The organism is Planctomycetaceae bacterium (assembly GCA_041398825.1).
Lineage (GTDB): Bacteria > Planctomycetota > Planctomycetia > Planctomycetales > Planctomycetaceae > F1-80-MAGs062.
The window spans coordinates 189781-215377 of sequence record JAWKTX010000004.1 but is presented as its reverse complement, the minus strand read 5'-3'; the positions used below and the strand labels follow the sequence as shown (position 1 = coordinate 215377).

Annotated in this window: 18 protein-coding genes; 12 read left to right on the top strand and 6 right to left on the bottom strand. The window is 54.5% G+C overall.

Translation table 11 applies throughout. The features are described from left to right. The first annotated feature begins 16 nt into the window (after positions 1-16). The 12 genes from R3C20_09175 to R3C20_09120 all read left to right on the top strand — a co-directional run bounded on the left by R3C20_09175 (position 17) and on the right by R3C20_09120 (position 11409). The gene (locus R3C20_09175; GenBank protein MEZ6040667.1) at positions 17-328 is read left to right on the top strand and encodes a EutN/CcmL family microcompartment protein; all 312 of its coding nucleotides are present in this window, start codon (positions 17-19) and stop codon (positions 326-328) included. Beyond that, on the top strand, positions 328-873 hold the full coding sequence (locus R3C20_09170; GenBank protein ID MEZ6040666.1) for a hypothetical protein: 546 nt from the start codon (positions 328-330) through the stop codon (positions 871-873). The genes R3C20_09175 and R3C20_09170 overlap by 1 nt, the downstream gene beginning before the upstream one ends. A gap of 175 nt (positions 874-1048) precedes the next feature. Continuing rightward, complete coding sequence (locus R3C20_09165; GenBank protein MEZ6040665.1) at positions 1049-2464, top strand: aldehyde dehydrogenase family protein; 1416 nt, start codon at positions 1049-1051, stop codon at positions 2462-2464. A 10-nt stretch (positions 2465-2474) separates the two neighbouring features. Then, complete coding sequence (locus tag R3C20_09160) at positions 2475-2744, top strand: EutN/CcmL family microcompartment protein (protein ID MEZ6040664.1); 270 nt, start codon at positions 2475-2477, stop codon at positions 2742-2744. Between the two features lie 33 nt (positions 2745-2777). Then, positions 2778-3494: a hypothetical protein gene (locus R3C20_09155; protein ID MEZ6040663.1), complete on the top strand. Its 717-nt coding sequence runs from the start codon at positions 2778-2780 to the stop codon at positions 3492-3494. Further along, a complete protein-coding gene (locus R3C20_09150) occupies positions 3491-3769 on the top strand; it encodes a EutN/CcmL family microcompartment protein (protein MEZ6040662.1) in 279 nt (92 codons plus the stop codon). Before R3C20_09155 ends, R3C20_09150 begins: the two co-directional genes overlap by 4 nt. 116 nt (positions 3770-3885) lie before the next feature. Beyond that, positions 3886-4743, top strand: a complete 858-nt coding sequence (locus R3C20_09145) for a class II aldolase/adducin family protein (GenBank protein MEZ6040661.1) — start codon at positions 3886-3888, stop codon at positions 4741-4743. Positions 4744-4954: 211 nt separating this feature from the next. Further along, complete coding sequence (locus tag R3C20_09140; GenBank protein MEZ6040660.1) at positions 4955-5884, top strand: lactate/malate dehydrogenase family protein; 930 nt, start codon at positions 4955-4957, stop codon at positions 5882-5884. A 93-nt stretch (positions 5885-5977) separates the two neighbouring features. Next, on the top strand, positions 5978-6493 hold the full coding sequence (locus R3C20_09135) for a hypothetical protein (GenBank protein ID MEZ6040659.1): 516 nt from the start codon (positions 5978-5980) through the stop codon (positions 6491-6493). A 433-nt stretch (positions 6494-6926) separates the two neighbouring features. Further along, positions 6927-7229 (top strand): hypothetical protein, encoded by a 303-nt coding sequence (locus R3C20_09130; protein MEZ6040658.1) that lies wholly within the window; start codon positions 6927-6929, stop codon positions 7227-7229. A 191-nt stretch (positions 7230-7420) separates the two neighbouring features. After that, positions 7421-10588, top strand: coding sequence for a hypothetical protein (locus R3C20_09125; GenBank protein ID MEZ6040657.1), 3168 nt, complete (start codon positions 7421-7423; stop codon positions 10586-10588). A gap of 176 nt (positions 10589-10764) precedes the next feature. Continuing rightward, positions 10765-11409 carry a hypothetical protein gene (locus R3C20_09120; GenBank protein ID MEZ6040656.1) on the top strand — a complete coding sequence of 215 codons (645 nt, stop codon included), beginning with the start codon at positions 10765-10767 and terminating at the stop codon, positions 11407-11409. Positions 11410-11427: 18 nt separating this feature from the next. On the opposite strand, the gene R3C20_09115 is transcribed toward R3C20_09120, so the two are convergent. From R3C20_09115 to aceE, 6 genes are all read right to left on the bottom strand, one after another. Beyond that, positions 11428-13629: a LamG-like jellyroll fold domain-containing protein gene (locus R3C20_09115; protein MEZ6040655.1), complete on the bottom strand. Its 2202-nt coding sequence runs from the start codon at positions 13627-13629 to the stop codon at positions 11428-11430. A 92-nt stretch (positions 13630-13721) separates the two neighbouring features. Next, on the bottom strand, positions 13722-18050 hold the full coding sequence (locus R3C20_09110) for a family 16 glycoside hydrolase (protein ID MEZ6040654.1): 4329 nt from the start codon (positions 18048-18050) through the stop codon (positions 13722-13724). A gap of 286 nt (positions 18051-18336) precedes the next feature. Then, complete coding sequence (locus tag R3C20_09105) at positions 18337-19143, bottom strand: SDR family oxidoreductase (GenBank protein ID MEZ6040653.1); 807 nt, start codon at positions 19141-19143, stop codon at positions 18337-18339. 224 nt (positions 19144-19367) lie between these two features. Further along, the gene (gene lpdA, locus R3C20_09100) at positions 19368-20789 is read right to left on the bottom strand and encodes a dihydrolipoyl dehydrogenase (GenBank protein ID MEZ6040652.1); all 1422 of its coding nucleotides are present in this window, start codon (positions 20787-20789) and stop codon (positions 19368-19370) included. A gap of 221 nt (positions 20790-21010) precedes the next feature. Then, a complete protein-coding gene (locus tag R3C20_09095) occupies positions 21011-22645 on the bottom strand; it encodes a 2-oxo acid dehydrogenase subunit E2 (protein MEZ6040651.1) in 1635 nt (544 codons plus the stop codon). A gap of 160 nt (positions 22646-22805) precedes the next feature. Continuing rightward, positions 22806-25493 carry a pyruvate dehydrogenase (acetyl-transferring), homodimeric type gene (gene aceE, locus R3C20_09090; protein ID MEZ6040650.1) on the bottom strand — a complete coding sequence of 896 codons (2688 nt, stop codon included), beginning with the start codon at positions 25491-25493 and terminating at the stop codon, positions 22806-22808. Positions 25494-25597 lie beyond the last annotated feature (104 nt).

Sequence of the window (25597 nt, the reverse complement as noted above, 5' to 3'; positions counted from 1 at the left end):
ACGCCAAAGGCCACTTATGTTTCTTGCGAAGATCACAGGCAGTCTTGTTTCGACTCAGAAGGTCGAAGCGTTGGTTGGACAGAAATTGTTTCTGGTCGAGCCGCTGCGTGTGGACGAAAAAGATCAGAAGAGCCTGAAGCCTACCGGCCGTTCGTTCGTTGTCGTTGATACCGTCGGGGCCGGCGAGGGTGAGGTCGTTTTGTGCGTTCAGGGATCCAGTGCTCGGTTTACTCCGGGTACGAAGGAGCTGCCAATTGATGCTGCCATCATCGGGATCGTGGATACGGTTCAGGTGAAGGCCCAGACGATCTTCAGGGCGGGAGACTAATGGACAATCCATACGCTGCCACCGACCAGGCTCGCTCGATCAATCTCAAACCGGAGTCTGCCGCTGCCATCGCGACCGCAACGCGGACCATGCAGATCATCGCGGGAGCCTTGATGTGCGGCACGCTGACTTTTTCAGGAGTGGTTCTGCTGAGTTCCGGCGGCAATCTGCCGGGCAAGGTGGACGTCTTGACCATGTTAGGCGTTGGCATCGGCGTGGCTGCAGTGTTCGCTCACTTCATCGTTCCGATGGTGGTCAGCAACGCTCAGATGGGAGTACTTACTCGAAATTCAGATGTGCCGGATTCAGAGACGGATCGCGTTACGGCCTGCTGTTCAGTCATGCAGACGAAGACGATTATTGGCTTTGCGCTTCTTGAAGGAGCAACGTTCTTCAACCTCGTGGCCATCCTGATCGAAAAGAGCGTCTGGTCAGTCGTGGTTGCAGGTGTGCTCTTTTTACTGATGGCATTTCGGTTTCCAACCCGAAATCAGATTGAGGCCTGGGTGGAAGATAAGTTGCGAGCCTTTCAGCGAACGGGGTGACGTTTGAATGACGTCAGGCAGTGGGCATGTGCGGAAGCAGCTCGCGACAAGTGAACAGATTCTAATTCGGGATGATGTGCGCAAGGTGCGAGCATCTTTTTCAGAGCGACAACGGAGCGATTCCGATCGTCAGCTCGCTTTGGATCAAGGGCTGTGGCCTTCTTAGGAAACGATGATGCAGGCAACTACAGAACAAGCAATTCGTCAGGTCGTACAGGAAGTGTTGAGCCAACTATCGACACACGGTGTCAGCTCGCGTCCTGCCAACACCTGGGGCGTTTTTGACACTGTGGATGAAGCCGTGAAGGCGGCACAATCAGGATTCGAACAGTTGTCGCGTGCTTCCCTGGAAGATCGCAGGAAGGCCATCGACATTGTGAAGCACATCTGTGAATCACAGGCCGAAGAACTTGGCCGGCTGGAGTTTGAGGAAACAAAGATCGGTCGACTCGAACACAAGATTGGCAAGCTTCAGGCCATCAGGACTGTTCCGGGTGTTGAAGCCCTGCGGACAGAAGCAGTCAGCGGCACGAATGGCCTGACCGTTACGGAATACGCACCGTTCGGTGTCATCGGCGCGATCACTCCTGTTACGCATTCGCTTCCGACGTTGGCTGGTAACTTTGTTAATATGGTTGCTGCCGGAAATACAATCGTCTGCAATCCTCACCCAAGTGGGGCAAAGATAGCCTGTGAAGGCGTTCGCCGCTTCAATAAAGCCATCTTCGAAGCGACGGGACTGCAAAACCTGGTAAACATCATCGGCAAGCCGTCGATCGAATCTGCTCAGGCTGTGTTTGACCATCGTGGTATTAAAATGCTGGTGGTCACTGGCGGCCCGGCGGTCGCGCGGGCTGCTTTGCAGAGCCCGAAGCGAGCCATCGTGGCAGGGCCGGGGAATCCACCTGTTGTTGTGGACGAAACGGCAGATATCGACAACGCAGCAAAGTCAATCGTTGCAGGAGCTGCGTTTGACAACAATCTGCTGTGCATCGGAGAGAAGGAAGTTTTTGCCGTCAAAGAGATTTTCGACCAGCTGATGAATGCCGTCGGAAACCACGGCGGCTACCGATTAAATGCTTCACAGGTGGCAGCGTTCACTGCCCGAGCGTTTGGTCCGCCAAAGGAACCGGGTGGACATCACGTCCTGAATCGGGATTTCATCGGAAAAGATGCATCGTGGCTTGCGGCTCAGATCGGCGTGACGGTGCCCGCCAATACTCAGATTCTGTACGGCGAAACAGACGAGAACAACCCGTTTGTTCCGGAAGAACAAATGATGCCCTTTGTGCCATTCGTTCGTGCCAACTGCCGCGACCATGCCATCGCACTCGCGAAAAAGTACGAACACGGTTTCGGACACACGGCCATCATTCATTCTCGAGACGTACACACCATCACAAAAATGGCCCGGGTGATGAATACAACGTTGTTTGTCAAGAATGGCCCATGCATGGCTGGTCTGGGACTTGGAGGTGAAGGCTTCCTGAGCTTCAGCATTGCTACCCCAACTGGCGAGGGTGTGACCAGTCCAATGACTTTCACTCGCCAGCGCCGCTGTGTCATGGTGGAAGATCTGAGAATTATTTAAGAAGACATTCATGCAAACGGCGATGGTTATCGGGAGTGCAACATCGACAGTGAAGCACGCTTCACTGAATGGATGGAGGCTGCTTATCCTTCAGCCTCTGGACATCCGGGACAATCCGGATGAGTTTCCCGTCATCGCGATTGATCGGCTTGGTGCCGGAAAAGGTGACAAGGTCTTTTTCACGAGCGATGCAAAATACATTCAGCAATTGACTGGTCGAAAAGACAGTCCGATTCGATTTTCGGTACAGGGCGTTATTGACCCCAATTGCGATGAATAAATAGTTTGTGGCCATCTGGCCGGGTTTTCATTCATGAATATTTCGACTGCCCTGATCGACCAGATTGTCCGTGACGTCATGCGAGAGCTTGGTTCTCGCTCGCCGTCGTCGTCTGGCGCTTCGGCAACCGTCGCGGAGAAGACAGTATCGACCAGTTTGGTTTCGGGTGGTTCTGAAGCAATCGAAGTCACGGAGAAAGTGGTTTCGGAAGATGTACTCGCCGCACTGGGCGCGGCTGGCAGAGTCATCACCCTGCCAGCATCGTCGGTACTGACGCCGTCCGGCCGAGACTACATTCGTCGGAATCAGGTACGGCTGACAAGCGGAGTCCGGGTTGAAAAGTCAGTGGAATCGGCCGAAGGTGTGCTTATCGCGATTGGGGATCACAATTCGGGGCAAACGGCTGCGACAACAGCAGGATGGTCCGTGCGACCGGCCGCCGATGAATTTGAAGCGGCGGACATTGCGATGGGAGCAGCACTGAAACATTTAGTGGTTTGCTGCGGAGGTGAACCTTCGATTGTTTGCTGTGTGCTCAATCGAAACTCTTCACTGCGAGCAGCGGTCGTGACACGAAACACCAATCTGACGGCTCTGGGGATCTCCATGAATCCACACATCATCTGTATGGAATCAGTTGGCTGGTCCGTTGTGGATATTCTTCGCGTCATTCGCTCTCTGAACCGAAGCCAGCAAACTCCGAAAGGCTGGAAGGAACTTTCAGGGACACCTGAAGGGAGCGGCCGATGAGAATCATGGAATGTATCGGACGCGTCACACTGTCCCGATGGGATGCTTCCTTAACAGGGGCTTCGTGGAAACTTGCGGTGCCTTTGACCCACGCTGGTCTGAGAGGTGATGCAGACGGGCGTACTGAACCGATCGTAATTTATGACGAACTTGGCGCAGGAAATGGAAGCCTGATGGCGGTAAGCGAAAGTGCCGAAGCTTCGGCTCCGTTTCATCCTCACGCCAAACCAATCGATGCTTACAACACTGCCATTCTGGACCAGGTCAACGTTTAGTTGTCGTTTGGTCACTGGTGGCCGTTCAAAATAATAACCACCGTGAAATCTGACATTTCCGGAAGACTGAGACACTGCGAACTGCAAACTTTTTCGAACGATAGAGAGCAACAATCATGGCAAACAAATGGAACAGTGGAATTAATGATCGAGGATTGAAGGAAGAGATCTGCGAGATTGGTCGTCGTGTGTATAACAAGGGATTTGCGGCCGCGAACGACGGCAATATCAGCATTCGTGTTGGTGAAAACGAAGTCCTTTGTACCCCGACAATGATCTGCAAAGGCTTTATGAAGCCAGAAGACATTTGCGCAGTGGATATGGAAGGAAATCAGATTGCAGGCGTCCGAAAGCGAACCAGCGAAGTTCTGCTACATCTGGCAATCATGAAGAATCGTCCTGACGTCAAGTCTGTGGTTCACTGTCATCCACCTCATGCAACGGCGTTTGCTGTTGCAGGCGAACCTATTCCACAGTGCATTCTGCCGGAAGTGGAAGTGTTCATGGGAGAGGTCCCCATTGCCCCTTACGAAACGCCGGGTGATCAGCGATTTGCAAACACTGTCGTGCCATTCCTGAAGGCAACGAACACCATCATTCTGAAGAATCATGGAACGGTTTCGTTTGGCAAGAGCCTGGAGGATGCCTACTGGAAGACAGAGATTCTGGATGCGTACTGCCGTATCCTGCTGCTGTCGAAGCAGCTGGGGCAGCCGGAATATCTTTCTGAAGGGAAATCTCGCGAACTGCTGGACCTGAAGAAGAAGTGGGGATTTGATGATCCTCGCTTTCACAACGAAGACTGCGACCCGTGTGGTAACAGTGCGCTCCGGAAGGCTACAAAGAGAACATTCCATAGCGTTGCTGAGCCTCCGCTGCTGCTCCGACATACCCAGGCATCCTTCAGCAGCCCTGTGGAACGGCATGCGAAATGCCAGCCGGTTCTAATCCCAGCGAAGATCTCGTCAGGATGATCACCGATCAGGTACTCGCAGCCCTGGGCAAAGCAGGCTGATGCGATCTCATCCAGGCCAGGAAAGCACCCGCCGTTTGCTGTATTCGCTGACGAGAAGGGTGCAACGGGCAGACTGGTCCTGGCAACGCATTCGAAAAGTATTCACAACCTTTCGCCGCTGACATCAACTTCGAGCGACGACAACTGAAAGCTTTAGACTGAGGCGACACATGAAAGTCAGCATCATTGGTGGTGGTGGATTGGTGGGGTCCTGTGCCGGGTTTGCATTACAGGCGGGTGGTATTGTCAAAGAGATCGCTCTGGTCGATGTCAACATGGACCTATGCGAGGGCCAGGCACTGGACCTGCTGCACGGTTCTTCCATCATGGCCCCACAACGAATCTATGCGGCGGGCACAGAAACCTGCAGAGATGCGGACGTCGTGGTCATCACCGCCGGTCTTCGACGTAAGCCGGACGAAAGTCGTCTGGATTTGATCAATCGCAATGTCGCCCTTTTTCGAACGATCCTTGCGGACGTAAAAAGCCATGGATTAAGAAAGGATGCGATCGTTTTTGTCGTTTCCAATCCGGTCGATGTTCTGACCTATCTGGCAGTCAAGGAGCTGAATCTGCCTGCGTCTCAGGTCATCGGTCTCGGTACCGTTCTGGATACGACACGACTGCGAAGCATGCTGGCCGCACGACTGAATGTGCCTCCGACGCAGGTGAACGTTACGATCTTTGGCGAACACGGGGACAGTATGGTTCCGATCTGGTCGATGGCTCAAATTGCCAATTTGCCGATTGAAAAGTTTCCCGGTGCCTCACCCACCTTGATTGCCGAAGTGGAGAAAAAGACACGGGGCAGCGGTGCCGAAGTGATCAAGAAGAAAGGCGGTGCCGGTTTCGCAGTGGGCGTTTCAATCGCTGATGTTGTTCACAGCATCGCATTGGATGATGATCGCATTTTGCCGGTCAGCAGCCTGATGAGTGGTGCCTATGGCGTGCATGATGTGTGCTTCAGCATTCCCACCGTGCTTGGACGAACCGGAGTCAAGAGTCACATTGAAGTGGACCTCTGGAGCAAGGAAAAGACGGCATTGCTGCAGAGTGCTGGTGTGCTGAAAGACACGATCGCTCAGGTGATGAAGGGCTGAGTGTTGCAACAGGTTCGGCCCTCGCGTTAACCTTCAAGCCCCCGGTTTTCTGCCGGGACGTCATACTTAGCGCCGCGCCTGAAAGACTGTTCGATGCCAGAAGAGAATTCCGCCGATAATGCCCCAGCCGTGAATCGTGAAACGGCCGAAGAAGTCGCGCACCGACTGGATGTCAGCAAGAAGGATCTGGCCCGGCAGTTATGGGAGCGACTCGCGAAAAGCCGCCCCGGACCGGATAATAAAGACCTGATGTACCTGGCACGGTTTGTTCCCTTGCTGGCGAATGGCGCGATCAAGACCCTGCTGACGCGCAAACCCGGTCTGGAGGAACTTAAGGAGCTCATTCAGCATGTGCCGAAGGCTCGCGAAGGTGCCGTTCAGTTGGCAATTCAGAACTTTGGTGAATCGTTGTCCGAAGACGACCTTCGATTCCTTCTCGTCAATACCCGCTCACCTGAGGTCGCGAAGTTTCTGCTTCAGAAGTACCCGTCAGATCTCAACCTCATTCAAGTCGAGAATAACGTAGACGGTATGACCGAATACGTTGAACAGATCCGGCATCAGGAACTGACCCGCGACGTCATGCGTGAAATTGACCGACGTCTTTAAAAGTACTGTAGAATCAACCCGCAGATCTGTTGAGTCGAAACAGCCCGTCGGTGCCAGGCCGACGGGCTATTGTTTTTGTAGTGCAACAGGAATGACGCTGCTGAGTGGCCGCTTCAATGTACGTCGGCAATCTCTGCCGCTCGCACGCATTCGAGGCCGCACTCGATATGCGGGGTTCCACTACCATTGCCCGACGTCTATTGCATTGGATCTTGTTTGTGATGTGTTCCGGGTAGGCGCTTGTTTGGCGACTGGGCTATTGTTCAAGGGGCAGATCGTTATTCCATCGCATTTCGTCGGTGGAATGCAGGCTTGCATTGCTCTGGTCGGACGAATGATCGGTCTGAGCTGGTGAAAGAGCAACTCCGTCAGTGTCGGGTTCTTCGCATCTGCACCGTCGGTTCATGGATGGCACCGTCGTTGGAATACTGCCTTGTCAGACAGGAATCTTATCAGACTTCAGCATCTCAGCGGTGAGGCGAATCGTATATCGATTCGTCTGACGTGTGCTGATTCAAGTGGTTCTGACGTTGAAGAATCGATCGTGCTGGAATTCCTGTGGCCAGCGACTGACCGTCTTCACGGAAACACCACGTCTTCTTCCACAGGCAAGACACCCGACGACGAATTAATCCAGCCAACACGGCACCTTCCACGGGCGAATTACTGTTTCTATGTGTTTGGCATGCCAGCGCAGAAACCAGAGAAGTCTGGAATTCTGTCCGACATCGATTAACAGAAGTCCATTTCGTTATTGTGGATGATGATGAATCGGCAGCGGCAATACCGTGGGAGTTGATGCAGGCCCCGCAGACATCTCTTCCTGTTTCATACGCAGTTGCATCGTTTGTGCGTAGGCCCTTCAGATCGACGGCGCCAGCATCAAATCCGAGTGTATCCAGCGGGTCTTGTGACGAGGTTGAACCGTTGAAGCTGCTTTACGCTTCATTACCTCGTGAACCAGACGAGATCAATCGAAATCCACTCGGAAGTCGTTTGCTTCAACTTGCGAATGGTGTTTCCGAATTGATTCAGACAACTTCTCTCCGGCCGGCGAAGGTACTTCAGTTAAGCCGGCAGCTGGAATTGTCATCGAAAGACGATGGCCACTTTCAGATTCTTCACCTTGAATTGACGTTTACGCCCGACAGCAATCTCAATTCGCAGCGTATTGATGAAACGACGTATGAGGAATTGGCACGCATCGTCTCCGCTCGCCGTGTGCCGCTGGTCCTGCTGCAGGTGGCATTCGATTCCGATGGGACTCCGATCGAAGCAGTTCAGGTATATCAACAGCTTATCTGCGCATCACGCCTGTTGTTTCAGTTGGGTGTAGATCGGGTCATTGGATTCTGCGCTGACGACATGCCGGATTCGGTGTTAGAAACCCTGTCGAGGATTTACGGGGCGATTGCAGAGGGAGTGTGCGCTGGTGTCGCGACTGGTTTGGCGCGAACCGCGTTGGGCGATGAACTCACGCAGAGTTCCGTCAGGTATTTGGCTAGCAGAATTCCTGCGGTCGTGGTCTACGAATCCCCTGATGCGGGTGGCTTCAGCGCGCGTAGCCGCGGTGTGATTCCTCAGAGATCCAGGAACGCGGAGTCGGTTGTCAATTTCTGTCCGAACGGGGCTGCGCAGATCATTGGCCGATGCGTTTTCCCAATGATCGGTCGGCAGCAAACGCTGATTGCAATTGATCGTGCACTGGATTCAGGAAACGTCGCCCTGCTTCACGGGGCAACGGGCCTCGGCAAAACGCATCTTTCGGTGGAGTTCGCCCGCTGGTATGGCTTAACAAACGGCACAGACAATCACCCCGTTGTCCTGTTCACGTCGTTTGAACGTAAAACGACGCTCCCGGACCTACTGGACGTAATCGGACAGGATGCGATTGTCGATTGGTATCAGATTGCACCGATGCGGGAGAAACAGGCTCGAATTCTTTCCGTCCTGCGGTTGGTTCCGTTGTTGTGGGTTTGGGACGCCTTTGAGTGCGTGACGCGAGATCCATCTTCGTTTGACCTGAGCGAACACCATTACTCAGAGATCGAACAGAATGAATTGATCGAGTTTCTGAATGCAATCAACCTTGACGGACACAGCAAAGCCAGAATCCTGATCAATTCTCGGGACGACCATCGAAATTCGCTGCCCGAAGTTCGGCAACGAATCCAACTTCCGAAGATGTCTCAACACGAAGCCGCAGAGTTCGCGTGTTGGATCAGCAGGGGCAGTGGTGCGGCAATTCAGAAGAGGGATCAGCCGGAAAATACACCGGCACTTGCGCAGCAACGAATTCTGGAGGTGGGTGCCGGAAACCCACAACTCCTTCGAATACTGATGGCCTTTGCAGCTCGACCGGAACACACGGAGACGGCATCGATAGACACACTTGTTTCGTCATTAATGAACAGACGGGAACTCATCGAAGCCAGGGGAGTTGCATCGGGGCCAGAGGCGACTTTACTGGGAACCATTCAGGCCGTTCTGCATTTGTCGTTTAATTCTGCCGAGCTGCAGTTGCTCGGGCTGGTCGCAATTTTTCGTCGCGTCATTCATGCCCGCACCTTGTTCATGATGACAAAATATCTTGCATCGACTTCGAATCCGGAATTCGGTGACTGGACTGCAGCAAAACTGTCATTCATTCTTGAACGTTGCCGGAACCTGGCATTGATGGATCGCGTGACGGGGTCCTGGTCCGCTATGCCTTCCATCGTCAGCCTTGCGATTCAAGACATGGCAGGGCATAAGACGACCGTGAATCCGGAGTTCGACGCGCATGTGGCGTGGTGTCGGTCGATGGGTATACTGGGGCACTATTATTACGACCAATTCGCTGCGGGAAACAGGAGTGTCCTGATTCCACTTTCGGTTGAGTGTTCAAACCTGCAGACTGCATGCAGGATGAGCGTCCGGCTGCAGTTGTGGTCCAGCCTCATCGGCTCAATGCAGGGTCTGAAGGTACTCTATTGTGACAGCAGACGCTGGTCCGAATGGTCGCGACTGGTCACGGAATTTCAGCCATTTTTCTGCGACGACTTTGATCGACCAAAGTCTGAAACACGACGGTATTATGGGCTTTACATCGATGAACGAATTGCGTTGTCATCAGAGGTGGAGAAGGATCCGGCACGGACCATTTCACTGCAGCAGGAGCGTGTGGAATGGGACCGCAGAAACGTCGTTGATGCCAAAGATTGTGTGGCGTCGATCGATGTGGAATTCCATTCATCCCCGCCAGAGCCATCAGAGTATGCTCACCGAATACAGGATCTGGCTTCGAGCCTGTTGACTCTTGCTCGTTTCCAGAAGCAGCAGTTGCTCGGAGAATGCGAAGTTGCTTTTGAAGAAGCTGCGCTGCTGTTTGAACAAATCGGTCAAACGGATCCGTGTGCTACTGCATGGTTTGAGCTGGCCGAAGCTTACATCGTTGTTCCCTCCATCCGCGATCTGCACATGGCAGAGTCCCTTTTTCTGAGAGTCGAAGATTTAAGGAACTTAAAGTACCCTGAGAGTGTGTGTCGAGAACGAATTGATGCGCTTCGGAAACAACGTCTTCATGAACTTCCGGAGAACGGCCACTCGGATTCAATCTTGAGCCGCATCTCCTTCGAAGTTCATTCTGAAGACGTCGAGGTCGACGACGAAGCTATGGGAGAGACCCAGACTGAGGAGGAACGTGCATACCACGAACATCAGGTTGGCGAAGACACCGATTCTGAAATCAGTCAGGCAACGGGGCCTGTCCAGATGCTTTCTAATGCTGATCTGGGACCACTTTATGTTGAGCTTGCTGAGCTGTACGGGGAAGCCGGGCAGACTGAACTCGCGCGGGAGCAGTATCAGAATGCGGTCGTGGCTTTCGAACATTTGCAGGATCGACACAATGCGGGCCGAGTTCGGCTCAATATGGCTCGAATGTACCTGGACTCTGCTTCGCAGGAACGTATGCCGCAGCTGCGGCAGATAATGCTGCAGCAGGCACTGACGTTTGCCGTTGACGCCGAGAATGATCTGACGTGTGGCGACCCGAATAGAGATGACGGCGGTTGTCGCTGCCTTATTCGTGAGATTCAGAGTCGGATCGCATAACCGTCGGGCGGACCACGTTTCGATCCTTCGACATTCGGGGATAGAAAATCCCTGCGCAAATATACACACCGCCCATTGGGTGTTCGCTTGTGTTCCCCTGTTTTCAGTGTTTCAATGCGGCACTTTGACGTATTTCGCGCATTTGATTCCCGTGAATCGGGAAGGGACAACCTGACGTGGGCAACATTATTAAGTGCAGTATTGCGGCTTTGATCGGCGGTGCGGTGCGAGCGGCGATCTGGGCCGGAATCACGTATGCAACGAATCACGAAATCGGATGGATCGCCTGGGGCATTGGACTGCTCGTTGGGATATCGGTCCGTTTTGCAGCCGGGGAATCCGATGGGTTTGTGCCCGGTACGATTGCCGTCCTTGGAGCCATTCTTGCGTTGCTCGCCGGGAAATATGCCGCAGTTCACCTGTTGGTCAACCATGAATTATCCAATGCGGACACGATTACGGTGACATCAGAAGACATGTGCGTTGGCATCGCGGATGAAGTGGTTGAAGAATGGGAGACTGCAGGAAAGCCAGTGAACTGGGCTCCTGGCATGACCGTTGACGAAGCAGGATCGGAGGCCGACTACCCGGCAGACATCTGGGCCGAAGCGGAGAAACGTTGGAACGAGATTCCACCGGATGAACAAGAATCACAACTGGAAGAACGCAGGGCTGCCATTGCCATGCTCACGGATATGATGCGAGGGCAAATCACGGATGCTGGGTTCAAAGACAGCTTCAACGCCATGGACTTGTTGTTCTTTGCACTCGCCGTCTACACGGCGTTCAAAGTAGGTTCGGGCATGGCAGCCGGTGCGTAATTCTGCCGTGTTTTCACGTCAGCGGCGGCTGGATACCGTCGCTGTGTCCTGACGACCTTTCACAAACAGAGATACGGCTTCGTCAGCAGAAAGTGCCCTGTTGAACACTGCCACTTCATCCAGCCGACCTTCCCAATTTGATTCGTTATCACTGCGACCTCCGAAGAACCACTGTTCCGTCTCTGGTCCATTACTGTCGATGGTTGCAGTGATTTCCGGTGTGCCGTTGCCATCGAGATAAACCTTTATCTGGCGACCCTCTCGCACATAGACGACGTGGTGAAACTTCCATCGCTGCAGTGGATTCTTCCCCACTTTTGATTCCCCGGTGGACGGCCCATGTTGCAAAATCAGGCAACCAGGTTCCGTGGCCGTCCCCCCGGCGCCAAGATGCAGTCCGTTTCGACTCAGGCCAAAGTCGCGATCATTGGAAAGAAACCACCCGCTGGTCTCGCGAGCATCGGCCGGCATCCCGTTCCAGATCCAAAGCGAGACTGAGTGGCCCGCAGCTGGAGTTGCAAGAACGGCTCGGAGTCGATTGCCAGCCAGATGAAGACATCGATTCGTCTGTGATTTCTCGCAGAACTCTGCGGATTGCGGCCCTTCCAGAAAGTAAGCCACGGCTGGTTCGATTACACCATGATGTCCATTGCCCGTTTCGTCGCTGGCATGCGGCCCGGAGAATTCATCGAGCCGGTACCAGGCGATTGGCTTCAGATCGCGAATTTGCTGAGCCGCAGGGCCTTCGCCCGGGGCATACTTCCTGCGGGGAGCAGAACAGACGGACTCCAGCAATTCAATCGCAGCTGCGGCGATGCGGGGTTCTGCGGTGACTTCCAGACCCGCCGACCGGGCAGCCCAGGTATTGTAACCTCCCAGAAGGTGCTGCTCGGGTGGTGGTATGTAGCCGTCGCCGCCATTCGCGAGCTCAATCACCATTGTGTGTTGCAGGGGCGATTGCAGTTTGATTTTCAAGCCGGTCAGGGCATACGTTTCATTGGGTGTCGAAGCGATTGCCATGTTGCCAATGCGAAGAGCCTGCAGCACGATTTCCGTGGATTGTCTTTCGTGAAGGATAATCTGTTCGCGCGCGTAAACCTGTTCCGTCGTTTTTGGGGGATTGTCACCAAGTTCCGCCACAATTCGCTGAGCCCATTCCAGCCGTTGCTTATCCGGAACCCGGTACTTCATCGGCAGTCGCCGTTCCTCCATTCGAACCGGCCCTTCAGAGGAATACCGGATCGACTGCCACGCTTGAAACGCCAGGTCAATGAGCCCGTTCGTGTATTCCTGGATGGTTGGGCTCACCCATTTGTCCTGGTTTGGCAGCGTGTAATCGCGTCTCCAGATGTCACCACTACATCCATGAGACATGATGGCAACGAATTCGGGGTGCTGCTGGTCCTGTTCCGGTGCAATCTGCTTTTGAAGCCCTTCACAGAACATGCCAAAGTAGTCGGCATTTAGGGCTTCGACACCGGAAAAATAGTGCATTGAAAAATTTGCCAGCATTGCAATCGGGCGACCATCGCGAGCACGAAACGCAATCATCGACAGGTCCGGATCCTCGGGCCCTGATTCGCCCGTAACGTTATCCCAGACTCTGCCGGCGTGCATGTTAGCCCGCAGTGTCGTATTCCCGAATGGATCGACTGCCATGCGATCCGGGCGAATGATCCAGCGGCGAAGCGCGGTGTAATCAGCTGCATCGATGAGTCCCCATCCGGCTTCGGCACGCTCAAGCCGGGATTCTGCCTGGGCGATGGCTTCTGCAATTTTCTCCCGCAGATACGGAACATAATCTTCCTGAACTTCTGTTCCGAGACAGGCCATCGATGATGGTGCTGTGTGGGTATGAGTCGCCGAAATCAGCATATGGTCGGGTTGGATTTTTGTCCGCGTTGCTGCCAGGTGCTTGGCATCGTCGAGCACATCACGGCCGATCATGCAGCTGTCAACAACCACTATCGCGACTCGTTGCTCACCATCATCCACAACAACAGCTCGAGCGTGCAGTGGAGTCACAGCTTTGTCGACGGAGCGACTCGTCATTCCACCATTGACAAATACCGGGAAGTTGACGGGCGTCACGTCGACTTTTGCTGCACCCACACTGAGTTCAGCAGCCGATAACGGCGAGGACTGCGGTAACACCATGATCATTCCGCAGGCCAGAGAAATCGTCACCAGCTGCTGCCGGATCGTCTGCAAATAAGTCATCGTTGAAACTCCATCGCATGGGCGTTGCGTGAAAACGTGAATTCAACAGAAACGTGACGCTCAACAGGCGCCATCGGACATAACGTCCGTCGCTAAAGGCTCATCAGATACTTGAACAGTTCGATGCGTTCCCGGTCATTCAATGGTTTGAGCAAGTCGGTGGGCATGAAGGAGCTCTCCGAAATCTTTATTTCTTCGATCTCTGCTTTTGCAATGGTGACGCTTTCGTTCAGTGTGCGAACGGTAAGCGTTGATTCGTTTTCGTTTTGAATTAACCCCGTGATGACTCGTCCTTCTGTTGTCACAATAATCCGCGCCTGGAAGTCACGGCCGATGACAGCATTGGGGTCGATAACGTTCTCCACAAGATAGTCGATTCCTTTTGAGCCGGAACCTGCCAGTCGAGGTGCAAGGGCTTCGGTTTGAGCATTCGGCAGATGGCATTGAGAGCAGAGTTTCCTGAAGTGGGCTTCGCCATTTCGCTCGTTGTACGCCCACAATGGTGCCTTCCTGTAAGCATCGGAAAGGGACAGAATCTGCGATTTCAGCTCCTTCGAGGACTGCCCGAGACGTCCCCATTCTTGTTCCAGTCGTGTGTTCAGTTCAGCGTCGCCAAGCGCGGCCATTTGTCGAGCATAGAACGCGGTGAGCTGGGACTTTTCGAGTTTTCCCTGAGCAATTCGGTCGAGTATTCTGCTTGCCCAGGCCGGACGGCTGCACAGGGTTTCCATCATGGCAGACGTGATATTGACGGCCTGCCTCCCGTTGACGTCAGGAAGTCGGTCCAGCAATGCATCTGCAATCGTGATATCGTTGAAGCCTGCCAGTTGGGGGATCACGACGACTGAAAGTTCAGGCTGATCCAGCAATTTCAGATAGATCTCCAGATTCGCGGGCGATTTATCGCTGCTCAGTACCTGTATGGCCTGACGTAGTTCCCTGTTGTCCAGCTGACCGCTGGTGATGCGTTCGCGAATTCGATCGAACGCTCTTGCGTCACCCACGGCAGCTCCGATGGCTTCGGCGTCACCGGCGGTCTGTGAATCCGGCGAGGCGTAAAGAGTGTCGGCAACTGGTTGCCATCCAACCGGCGTCTCGAGGCCACGCTGGTCCCGTACAGCCAGTGCCAGCAATGATAGCCATTCGGATCGGTGACCTTCGTTGGCGGTCGACAGTTGCTTCACGATTCTGTTTCGGGCCTCGGCGGAATGCGCCGCTGTGTACCACAAAATCTGATCCGTAATCGTAGGCAGGGCCGTCTTGTCCGCCAGAGCCATCGCTCTGTCGATGTCGTTCAGAACCAGAGGTGCCAGTCCATACCAAATCAGGCGAGGCAGGTCCCGATCCGAACTTGATTCTGCGTGGCTGCATAAGCCTTCGGCTATTTGCCATGCCACATCTGGTGGGACACGTTGCATTGCCGATGCAAGATAGCGCCGCACCAGCAGAGACGATTCGTTGCGAGCATTCTCGATCAGAGCGGCGAAAGGAGACAGTTGCGGATCAGCCTTTTCAGTCAGCAACTGGCTGACCCACGCGCGGATGTATTCACTGTCATCGTTCAGGAGACCGGTTGCCGTTTCGCCATCAAGTCGGCCCGTTGCATGCAAAGCCCAGAGTGCGCGTAGCTCAATGGCAGGCTCTGCTTCTCTCAACGCCATGAGTTTAATTCGCTCAACAGCCCCGGCATCAACTTCTCGGTTGGAAGCTCGCTCCTGAAGGACCAGTCGAGCCATCCTTGCATGCCAGTCATTGGGATGTTGCAATGCTGCCACCAGTTCCATGTCACTGGCGTGGATGAAATCCACCGCTGCTGGTCGGAAGGTAGAAACGTATTTCATTCGGTAAATACGGCCGTTGCCTCGATCCCATTGTTCGGCGTCAGGGTTGTGGCAGTGCCGTGGGTCGTACCAGTCGCTGATGTACACCGCACCATCGGGGCCGTATTTCAGATCAACACCGATGTACTGCGGATCCGCACAGAACAGCGTATCGTAGCCCGCGTGTACCGTATTGTATCCACCGGCTTCTCGCTGGTTGATCTGGTGGTTCATTTGATGTCCATGCAGGTTGTGCGTGAACAGGTGATTCCGATATTCGCTCGGCCAGTTGTCGCCCAGGTAGATCATGGTGCCCACGTGTGAATGCCCACCATAGACAGCCCTTGAACCTGGTTTGCCAGCGCCGCCTTCGCCATGCCCGTATCGAGCGGAAGCGAGCAGATAATTCACCATATGCGGCTTGGCGGGCAGAGCTGTTCGGCTGATGAATGAAGCGTAGCCTGAATTCACCTGATTCCAATAATGGCCGCCCTGCATGACATGTGTGGTCAGACCGCGCCCCCAAAAGCTGCGGCAGTGCGTCATGAAGAATTGACCGTGCTGATCAAAGTCCAGTCCCCATTGATTACTTCCTCCGTGTGCGAAGACCTCGAATTCATGCCGCGTCGGATGGTAGCGCCAGACACCAGCACTCATCGAAAGACGTTCGGCGTCGGGTGTGCCTGGTTTACCGATACGCGAAGAATTGAAAACGCCCTGATTTCCGTACAGCCAGCCATCCGGGCCCCAGACAAAGCTGTTGATTGTCTCATGTGTATCGCCGTATCCGAATCCATCCAGCAGAACCGAGGCTCCGAGTGGAATATCGGTTGGCAGGTCGCTGGTTGTGGCCCCCTCTGTGTCCGGGATGTCATCACCATTTCGATCCGGAATGAATATCAGATGCGGCGCCGCTCCGATCCAGACACCTCCAAAGCCAACCTCCATGCCGCTCACCAAGTTCAGTCCTTCGATGAAGACTTTACGTTCTTCAAAATGGCCATCGTGGTCGTTGTCGGCAAAGATGACGATGCGGTCGAGCCCTTCTCCCGGTGGCCGCTTCTGAGGATAAGAATGTCCTTCCACGACCCAAAGTCGCCCTCGACCGTCAAAGGTAAAGGCCATGGGCTGGTGGAGATCTGGTTCCGCGGCGACCACATCCACGGCAAATCCATCCGGGACAAACATCTGCGATGCCGTTTCACTGCCAGGTTCATGCGAGTCCGTCTGTGGCTTGTTGGGGACCAGGTGATGCAGCAATGGATTGCGAATGGTCCGCCACGCGGACGTCGGCTCAGCGATGACCGGCGGTTCGTCATGAAATCGGAAATCATCAAAGTTGATGTGTCCCCAGGCGCCGGGGTTTTCGTCGACAACCCGAACAGCAATCTGCTCTCCTTTCAGGCGGCGAAGGTCAACTGCAACTCGACGCATTTGTTCACGGTTCTGGCCAGCAGCAGAAAACACCACCTCTTCTTTTCCATCATTCTCGATGTGGACAAGATCAACGCGTGTCGATGTGTTTTCACCTCCGCCAACCAGGAAGCTACCGTAAGCATGCGTCACTTTGAACGGGGATGAAGTTAAGGTACCACGTCCACGATCACCAATGATTTCAAAACCACCCAGGAAGAATTCGCCCTGCTTGTTACTGACCTGGCCTGCCCATCGGGAAGCGATGCCATCCTCGTTCACGGGTTGATTCTGAAACGCATCCCCTGTTGCAGTCCAGTGATTCAGCGTGCCGTCTTCGAAGCCCAGGTTCAGCGGTTTGCCATCGTTTCCAGAGGGCACAACCCCGACGTCGGAATCATCTGCTTCCACCTGATCGGCGACCTTAAAAGGCGGGAGTCGCCCGTCATTCGCGTTCAGGTGTTCCAGCTGGATGTTTCGAAATGAAACCCGTGTTTCGGGGCCGCTGTGCAACTGAAATGCAAGTGATCCTGTGATATCGCGTTCATTCGTTTGCTGGTCGAGGAGCTCACTGAACAGTGTCCCGTTCACGTAAACGGAGACACGTTCGCCAACGGCGACGATGCGATAATCGTTCCAGTCGTTCTCCCGAAACAGAACGGTGTACTGTTGTGCCGGGGCAAAGATCCAGGTACGACGCTTTCCATCTGCTTCGATGTGCACTCGACTTCCACGTTCCACCAGAAGCGCGCGGCCATGCTCGTCGTAAATCCGTCCCAGCCATGTTGTTCCCATGTCCAGGTCTGCCTGATAACCAGAGACGTGATCGTAATTGTCCACCTGGCATCGGAACTGAATTCCTGAATTCGCCCCGGGAAGCCCGGTGAGTTTGACCTGTAGCCGAAGATCAAAATCTGCCAGCTCTCCCCCCTTCCAGACCAGCCAGGTATTCTTTCGAAGCGTTTCGCCCGGAGGGATCTCTCCCAGAATGACTCCGTCCTGAATGCGCCAGTGAGCTGGGTCCCCTTCCCATCCTTTCAGTGAATGTCCATCAAAGAGACGGACCGTTTCACCAGCATGCAGAGAACCCAGAACTGCCGTGATGGCTATGAATACGGGGACCATTTGTCTGGCGGCCGCAGCAAGCCGAACCTGGCGGCAGAGGAAATTCCATTTAAGGTTGATCATGCCAGGGCCTCATCAATTCGATGCCGTGCCTTTTCAGGGATTCAACACGGTATGGTGCAGGTGGGATTAGTGACTTCGCAGGATCCGCAGTGTGGCAGCCAACGGTCCACCTGTGAAGTGTCCAGTCGCAAACAGCAAAGACAATATTCCACAGCATTGCCGCGAATGGACGCGCATGGTCCCCTTGGATGTCGACTTTGGAATGCCACACAGCGCAGCTGCCAGGCATTGCGGGAACGTGAGAGCCACTGATCGCCGCTTCAGAAGTGACGTCAATGGTCTGGCGTCAGACGTTCGGCATTGTCGACGGTGGGTAGGGGTCGGCGAACGATGCGAATGCACCCAGGCCACCATCAACTTCCAGATCGGTCGCCGTGACAAACGAGGCGTCGCTGCTGGAAAGCCAGAGAACTGCGGCGGCCACTTCGCCCGGCTGCCCGATGCGACCCAATGGGTGGCGATTCGCAACGTCCTGTTGACCGCCCTGCTCTTCGAGGGTCGCCCGCACCATCGGCGTATCAATGCAACCGGGGGAGACACTGACAACTCGAATTCCATGGCGAGCGTATTCGACTCCCCATTGACGCGTCTGCATTAGGTTGGCGGCCTTGAGGGGGCCGTATGCAGGAACCTGCCGAGCCGTTCGGTGTCCCTGACCGCTTGCGATGTTTACGACTACACCGCTGTATTGCTTCAGCATCTGAGCGATGGCATGGCGTGCCAGCCAGGTGTATCCCGATAGATTGATATCTACCATTCTCTGCCAGAGTTCAGGCGAAAGCTCATGCAGCGGCGCATAGGATTGCTTCGGCTGAATTGCCGCGTTGTTGACAAGAATGTCCAGACCACCAAACGATTCGACGGTGAACTCGACGGCATTCCGGCAATCCTCGTCACTGGATGTGTCTCCTGCCACAAACAGAATTCCATCCGGCAGATTCGCCGCGCTCTCCGTGTCGCAGTCCATGCATACAACGAGCGCACCTGAGCCGATGAAAGCCTCGCAAACCGCTCGACCAATCCCGGCCGCGCCGCCGCTCACCAGCACAACGCGATTGTCATTCCGATAACAAACGGAACTCTGCGGTCTCATGGGTTACCATCCTGAATCGATTGAAATGTTCTTCGAAAGCGAACTCACTACCTTCTGCCGGCATACGAATCTCGGTGCCAGACGGGTTGATTCAGATGAAGATAATTTACGCGATCGATACAGACGACGGTGGATCTCCCGACGGCTGATGTTTCAGAACGGCCTGCACACAGGAGTTGTGGCCAGGTGTTGAATTCAGGGGCTCGTGACACCCATGTCGCTGCTTACGATTTTCGGGGCGGTCGATATTGATGTGTTGGCTGACCGAAGACGCTTTCCGCGGTTTCCATCAGCGTTTCCGAAAGCGTTGGATGAGCATGAATTGAATCGGCGAGATCGCGTGCGGTAGCTCCCATTTCCACTGCAATGACTGCTTCCGCAATCATCTCTCCCGCACCCGGTCCGACGATCCCGACACCCAGAATGCGCTGCTTCTTTGGTTCGATGATCATCTTTGTGATGCCTTCCGTGCGAGCCAGAGTCTGCGCACGGCCGGAGGCAGCCCATGGGAAACGATGAACCGTGTGCTCGATGCCTTTTGCTTTGGCTTCTGTTTCCGTGATTCCGCACCATGCAAGTTCCGGGTCCGTGAATACGACGGCTGGAATTGCAATGTTGTCGAACTCGACAGGTTCACCTGCAAGAGTTTCGACAGCAATCTTTGCTTCGCGGGTGGCCTTGTGAGCCAGCATTGGTTCTCCGGCAACATCGCCAATTGCCATCAATTTAGGATCAGCGGTTCGCTGATTGCGATCGATGACGATGAATCCACGATCATCCAGTTGTGCTCCGGTGTTTTCCAGCCCGATCCCGCGACCATTCGGACGGCGGCCTACGGCTACCAGAACTCGGTCGAATGTCTGCTGAGGTTCGACACCTTCGCCTTCGAGCGAAGCAACGATTCCCTCCGGTGTTGCTTCGACTTTGGCCACTTTGGTATTCAGATGAATGGCTTTGAAGTGTTCCGTGAGCCGCTTTTGCAATGGCGTAACAAGATCACGATCGGCACCTGGGAGCAATCCCGATGTCATTTCTACGACAGTTACGTCAGAACCGATGGCCGCGTAAACAGACCCCATTTCCAGGCCAATGTAACCGCCACCAATTACAAGCAATCGTTTTGGAATGTCTTTGAGTTCCAGGGCACCGGTGGAATCCATAACCCGGTCGTCGCCGATATTGAAAATGGGCGGCATCGCTGGTGTCGAACCGGTTGCGACGATGCAGTGATCAAACGAAAGAGTTTTCGAGGTCCCGTCGTTGAGCTTGATTTCAAGTGTATTGGAATCGACGAAAGTCCCGCGGGCTTTGATAAGTTCGACTCCGCGGGCTTTGCAGAGCCCTTCTACTCCGCCAGCCAGACTGCCAATGACTTTGTCCTTGAACGCACGCAGTTTATCCAGATCCAGCGTTGGTTCGGAAAACGTGAGTCCACATTCCGCGGCTTCGCGAGTTTCGTTGATCAGCTTCGCGACATGCAGCAGAGCCTTTGACGGAATGCAGCCTCTATTCAGGCATACGCCTCCTGGTTTACTGCCTTCGTCAATCAGGACTACCTTCATTCCGTGATCGGCAGCGGCAAATGCCGCAGGGTAGCCACCAGGGCCTCCGCCAAGGACAACAAGTTGAGCGTGTTGATCTGCCATGGATTCAGAATTTCTGCAGAGTGATGAAGGCAGTGAAGACAGGTGATATGCGACCTTCAGTGTTCGAGCTGGAGCATTGGGAAACCATACCCCACATCGCCATTCGAAAGTCTCCGACGTGTGCTCAGGAGACCCACGGCCGCTGCTTCGGGGGCTGATCTGCTGATCAACCCCTCGATACGGCTGCATAGAGTGTGGGTCTTCGCTTCAGTTTTACGAAATCAGAACAGTTCAAAGAAGTTACTGAGGCTACTGGAGAGTTTGACAATAAATCGGGCGGCATCTGCCCCATTGATCGCACGATGGTCGTAAGACAATGACAATGGCAGCATCAGGCGTTCCGTGACCTGTCCATCTTCGAGGAATAATTGTTTCTGACCGCGTGACATGCCAAGAATTGCGACTTCCGGGTAATTCACGATAGGTGTGAAGTGTGTACCTCCAATGCCACCCAGGTTTGTAATCGTAAACGTTCCTCCCTGCATGTCTTCGGCTTTCAGTTTTCGATCACGGGCCTTGCCCGCAATCTCTGTCAGCTCAGCCGCCACCTGCAGTACGTTTTTCTGATCGCAGTTTCGGATGACCGGGACGACCAGTCCGTTCGGCGTGTCAACTGCCACTCCTATGTGATAGTAGTTCTTGATGATCAGTTCGCCGGATTCCAGATCAACACTGCTGTTCACATGTGGAAACGCTTTTAACGCTCCGACGACCGCTTTGATCATGATGGCAGTCATCGTGATTTTGGGGGACGTTGGATTCGCTTTGACATAGCGTTTTCGCGCTGTTTCCAGTTCCGTAATGTCCGCGAGATCGTGTTGAGTGACGTGTGGTATCGTCACCCATGCTGCGTGAAGATTCGCCGCTGCTGTCCGGAAAATCTTGTTCAGCGGCAACTTCTCCACCGGTCCGAATTTTGAAAAGTCCGGAAGGGGAGCCGCAGCGACAACGCCAACACCCGGTGTTCCTGCAGCCGATGGAACGGGGCGACTTAATCGGTCCCGAACGAACGCTTCTACGTCTTCGATGGTGATTCGGCCACCCGCGGCAGAGCCGTTCACCTGATACAGGTCGACGCCAAGTTTTCGTGCTAATCGTCGAGTGGCTGGACCAGCAGGAGCTGGAGGCCGATTTCCGCCCGTGCTGCCGGACGTCGCAGCGGTATTCGATTTTTCAGGGGCAGCGGCGGGTTTCGAAACCGGCGTGGCAGCAGACGAAGATGCAGAGGCAGTCGACGGTGGTGCTGCAGTCGTCGAAGATTTCGTTGAACTACCGTCGGGCTGTACCGTGATCAAAGGAGTTCCCACGGAAACCGTCTGACCGGCGGCGATGTGGACCGCTGTAACCGTGCCCGCGCCTGGGTAGTTGATTTCAGCAACGGCCTTGTCGGTTTCAACCTCACAAATGACTGCGTCTTCACCGATTACATCGCCAGCCTTGACCATCACGGCTGCGATATCGACCTTGTCAATGCCTTCGCCGACTCCCGGCAGAACGAATTCCACCGGACCAGCCTGCGACACAGCGGCGGGTTCAGTTGCCGCCTGCGTTTCTTCGGTCGGCGGCGGAGTCTCTGAAGGTGTAGATGGTTCCGGAGACGAATGTGTCTCCGCCTCTTCGGATGCTTCGATCTCTATCAGGACGGCCCCGATACTTACCGAATCACCTGGCTTCATCAGCACTTTGGTGACTCGGCCCGCGTGAGGGCATTCGATGTCCGCGACGGCTTTATCTGTTTCGACTTCGCAGATCACTGTGCCTGCCGTGATGGTGTCGCCGACAGAAACCTTGACTTCTGCGATGTCCACAGAGTCGACACCTTCAGACACTTCCGGCAATTTGAATTCAATGGCCATTGGCTGTTGCAATTCAGTTAACGTTAGTCAGGCAGAGCCCGAGGTTGAGTAAATGTTTGCATGGATAACAGTGTATGCTGCAAGTGTTGACTTCATTGTCAGCCGGTCGTGTTATCCAGTCCGCAATCCGGTGCCCCATCAGACATCGGATCTGACGAAGTTATGCATTGAGTGGATCGATTTTTTCGGTGTCGATGCCCAGTTGCTGAAGAACTTCCGGCAGTCTCGACGCATCGAAGGCACCCATCCGGGCCAGCCCGCGAAGTGTGGTATACACAACGCACTCCGCGTCGATCTCGAAATGTCGACGTAATTCTTCTCGGGATTCACTGCGTCCGAACCCATCCGTGCCAAGAACCAGGTATTCGCCCGGAACCCATTCACGAATCTGATCGGCCACCAGGCGAACGTTATCGCTGGTCGAGATAAATGGTCCGGTTGCTCCGTCCAGTACCCGTTCCAGATAGCTTCGGCGAGGTGCTTCACCCGGATGCAGTTCGTTCCAGTGCTGGCATTCCATCGCTTCACGACGCAGTTCGCTGTAGCTGGTGACACTCCAGACATCGACGCCAATCTGGAAACGATCTGCCAGGATCTGCTGAGCTCGCAAAGCTTCACGAAGAATCGGCCCACTGCCAAACAACTGCGGTCGGTGTGCCTGCCCAACTCCCGATTCCGAACTGTGGTACAGGTACATCCCCTTCAGGATTCCATCCTGCACCGTTGGCAGCGATGGCATCGGAGGTTGCTGGTAATCTTCGTTGTAGACGCTCAGGTAATAGAAGATTTCTTCGCCTTCGCCATACATCCTGCGGAGTCCGTCCTGGACGATGACGGCCAGTTCATAGCCCCAGGCGGGATCGTAGGATCGCAGATTCGGAACGGTTGTTGCCATCAGCTGGCTATGGCCGTCTTCGTGCTGTAATCCTTCGCCGTTCAGCGTTGTTCGACCAGAGGTGCCACCACAGAGGAAGCCCTTGGTTCGAGAATCTGCTGCACACCAGATCAAGTCGCCGACACGCTGGAAACCGAACATCGAGTAGTAGACATAGAACGGCACCATGTTCAGCCCGAGATTCGAATAGGCGGTCCCGGCGGCGATGAAAGATCCCATCGCACCGGCTTCATTGATGCCTTCTTCAAGAAGCTGGCCGTTGCGTGCTTCCTTATAGTACATAAGATTGCCGGCATCGGTTGGTTCGTAAAGCTGACCTTTGCTGGAATAGATACCGCACAGGCTGAACAGGCTTTCCATCCCGAACGTGCGTGCCTCATCAGGAATAATGGGGACGATTCGGGGACCGATGCCCTTGTGACGAATGAGGCCGCGGATGATGTTGCCGAGCGATCCGGTTGTCGATCCTTTATCTTCTCCGCTCCCGGGAATCAAACCCTTGCCCTGGAACGCCTTGTCGTCCAGTGTTGGAATCTCAAGGCGTTCTTCCGTAGGTTGCCGAGCCGGGATGTGTCCACCTAACGCAGCTCGTTTCTGCCGCAGGTATTTCATTTCGGGGCTGTCTTCCGGCGGACGATAGAATGGCAACTTGCCGAGATCCTCGTCACTGACGGGAATTGAAAAGCGATCGCGGAAGGCTCGCAAAGCATCCGTCGCGACATTCTTCGTATTGTGGGCGACATTCTGACCTTCGCCAGCATCGCCCAGACCATATCCCTTTACCGTCTTGACCAGGACAACTGTCGGCGCGCCCTTGTGATTCACAGCAGCGTGATAGGCTGCGTAAACCTTTTCCGGATCGTGTCCACCGCGACGAATCTTCTCGAGATATTCGTCGGACAGATGCTGGACCAGCTTTGCGACTTCCGGATCGGCGCCGAAGAAGTGCTTGCGGATGTAATCACCCTTAGAAACCGTGTACTTCTGATACTGGCCGTCGACAACTTCTCCCATGCGTTTGACAAGCTTGCCTTCGGTGTCATCATCGAGAATGGGATCCCAGTCGGATCCCCAGATGACTTTGATGACATTCCAGCCTGCCCCCCGGAAGGCCGCTTCCAGTTCCTGAATGATTTTCCCATTACCCCGGACCGGGCCATCCAGACGCTGCAGGTTGCAGTTGATCACCCAGGTCAGGTTGTCCAGGTTTTCTCGCGACGCCAGTGTCAGCGCGCCAAGAGATTCGGGTTCGTCACACTCGCCGTCGCCCAGGTAAGCCCAGACTCGGGACTTTGAGGTGTCGAGCAGGCCGCGATGTTCCAGGTAACGCAGGAATCGAGCGTGATAGATGGAACAGATCGGGCCAAGCCCCATCGATACCGTTGGGAATTGCCAGAACGATGGCATCAACCAGGGATGGGGATAGCTGCTCAGGCCGCTGCCAGCCGGAAGCTCACGGCGGAAACTTGCCAGATGATCTGCTTCCAGGCGTCCTTCTACAAAGGCCCGTGCGTACATTCCGGGAGCAGCGTGCCCCTGAAAGTAAACCATGTCGCCGGTGTGGTCGGGCGTTCGGGCATGGAAAAAGTGATTCTGGCCGATTTCGTAAAGCGTCGCCGACGAAGCGAACGTCGAAATATGACCTCCTACTCCGCTGCCCGACTGGTACGCACGGACAACCATGGCCATTGCATTCCAGCGAATGATGCTCTTGATCCGGCGTTCCAGTTCCCGGTTGCCCGGAAACTTCACCTGATCCGTATGGTGAATCGTGTTGATGTAAGGAGTGTTCGCGCTGAACGGCATCTTCACGCCGCGTGCGTAAGCGCGTTCCTGTAAATGGATCAGTAACTCACGCAGACGCTCTTCACCATAGCGGTGAAGTACGTCTTCAAGAGACTCGTACCATTCCTGTAATTCGTCCGGATGAATGCCCGACACGGTATCAAGAATAGCCTGATCCACCATACTTCGTCCCCAAATGCTGGTGGCTTTGCTGCGTGAAGCAGTTTCCGCCACAGGATTGTTACTCTCACCAACTCAACCGCTTGTCGACT

What these genes read in the sequence shown, in the direction of transcription:
- R3C20_09175 (MEZ6040667.1), top strand. Translation starts at nt 17, where the DNA reads ATGTTTCTTGCGAAGATCACAGGCAGTCTTGTTTCGACTCAGAAGGTC.
- R3C20_09170 (MEZ6040666.1), top strand. Translation starts at nt 328, where the DNA reads ATGGACAATCCATACGCTGCCACCGACCAGGCTCGCTCGATCAATCTC.
- R3C20_09165 (MEZ6040665.1), top strand. Translation starts at nt 1,049, where the DNA reads ATGCAGGCAACTACAGAACAAGCAATTCGTCAGGTCGTACAGGAAGTG.
- R3C20_09160 (MEZ6040664.1), top strand. Translation starts at nt 2,475, where the DNA reads ATGCAAACGGCGATGGTTATCGGGAGTGCAACATCGACAGTGAAGCAC.
- R3C20_09155 (MEZ6040663.1), top strand. Translation starts at nt 2,778, where the DNA reads ATGAATATTTCGACTGCCCTGATCGACCAGATTGTCCGTGACGTCATG.
- R3C20_09150 (MEZ6040662.1), top strand. Translation starts at nt 3,491, where the DNA reads ATGAGAATCATGGAATGTATCGGACGCGTCACACTGTCCCGATGGGAT.
- R3C20_09145 (MEZ6040661.1), top strand. Translation starts at nt 3,886, where the DNA reads ATGGCAAACAAATGGAACAGTGGAATTAATGATCGAGGATTGAAGGAA.
- R3C20_09140 (MEZ6040660.1), top strand. Translation starts at nt 4,955, where the DNA reads ATGAAAGTCAGCATCATTGGTGGTGGTGGATTGGTGGGGTCCTGTGCC.
- R3C20_09135 (MEZ6040659.1), top strand. Translation starts at nt 5,978, where the DNA reads ATGCCAGAAGAGAATTCCGCCGATAATGCCCCAGCCGTGAATCGTGAA.
- R3C20_09115 (MEZ6040655.1), bottom strand. Translation starts at nt 13,629, where the DNA reads ATGACTTATTTGCAGACGATCCGGCAGCAGCTGGTGACGATTTCTCTG.
- R3C20_09110 (MEZ6040654.1), bottom strand. Translation starts at nt 18,050, where the DNA reads ATGATCAACCTTAAATGGAATTTCCTCTGCCGCCAGGTTCGGCTTGCT.
- R3C20_09105 (MEZ6040653.1), bottom strand. Translation starts at nt 19,143, where the DNA reads ATGAGACCGCAGAGTTCCGTTTGTTATCGGAATGACAATCGCGTTGTG.
- lpdA (MEZ6040652.1), bottom strand. Translation starts at nt 20,789, where the DNA reads ATGGCAGATCAACACGCTCAACTTGTTGTCCTTGGCGGAGGCCCTGGT.
- R3C20_09095 (MEZ6040651.1), bottom strand. Translation starts at nt 22,645, where the DNA reads ATGGCCATTGAATTCAAATTGCCGGAAGTGTCTGAAGGTGTCGACTCT.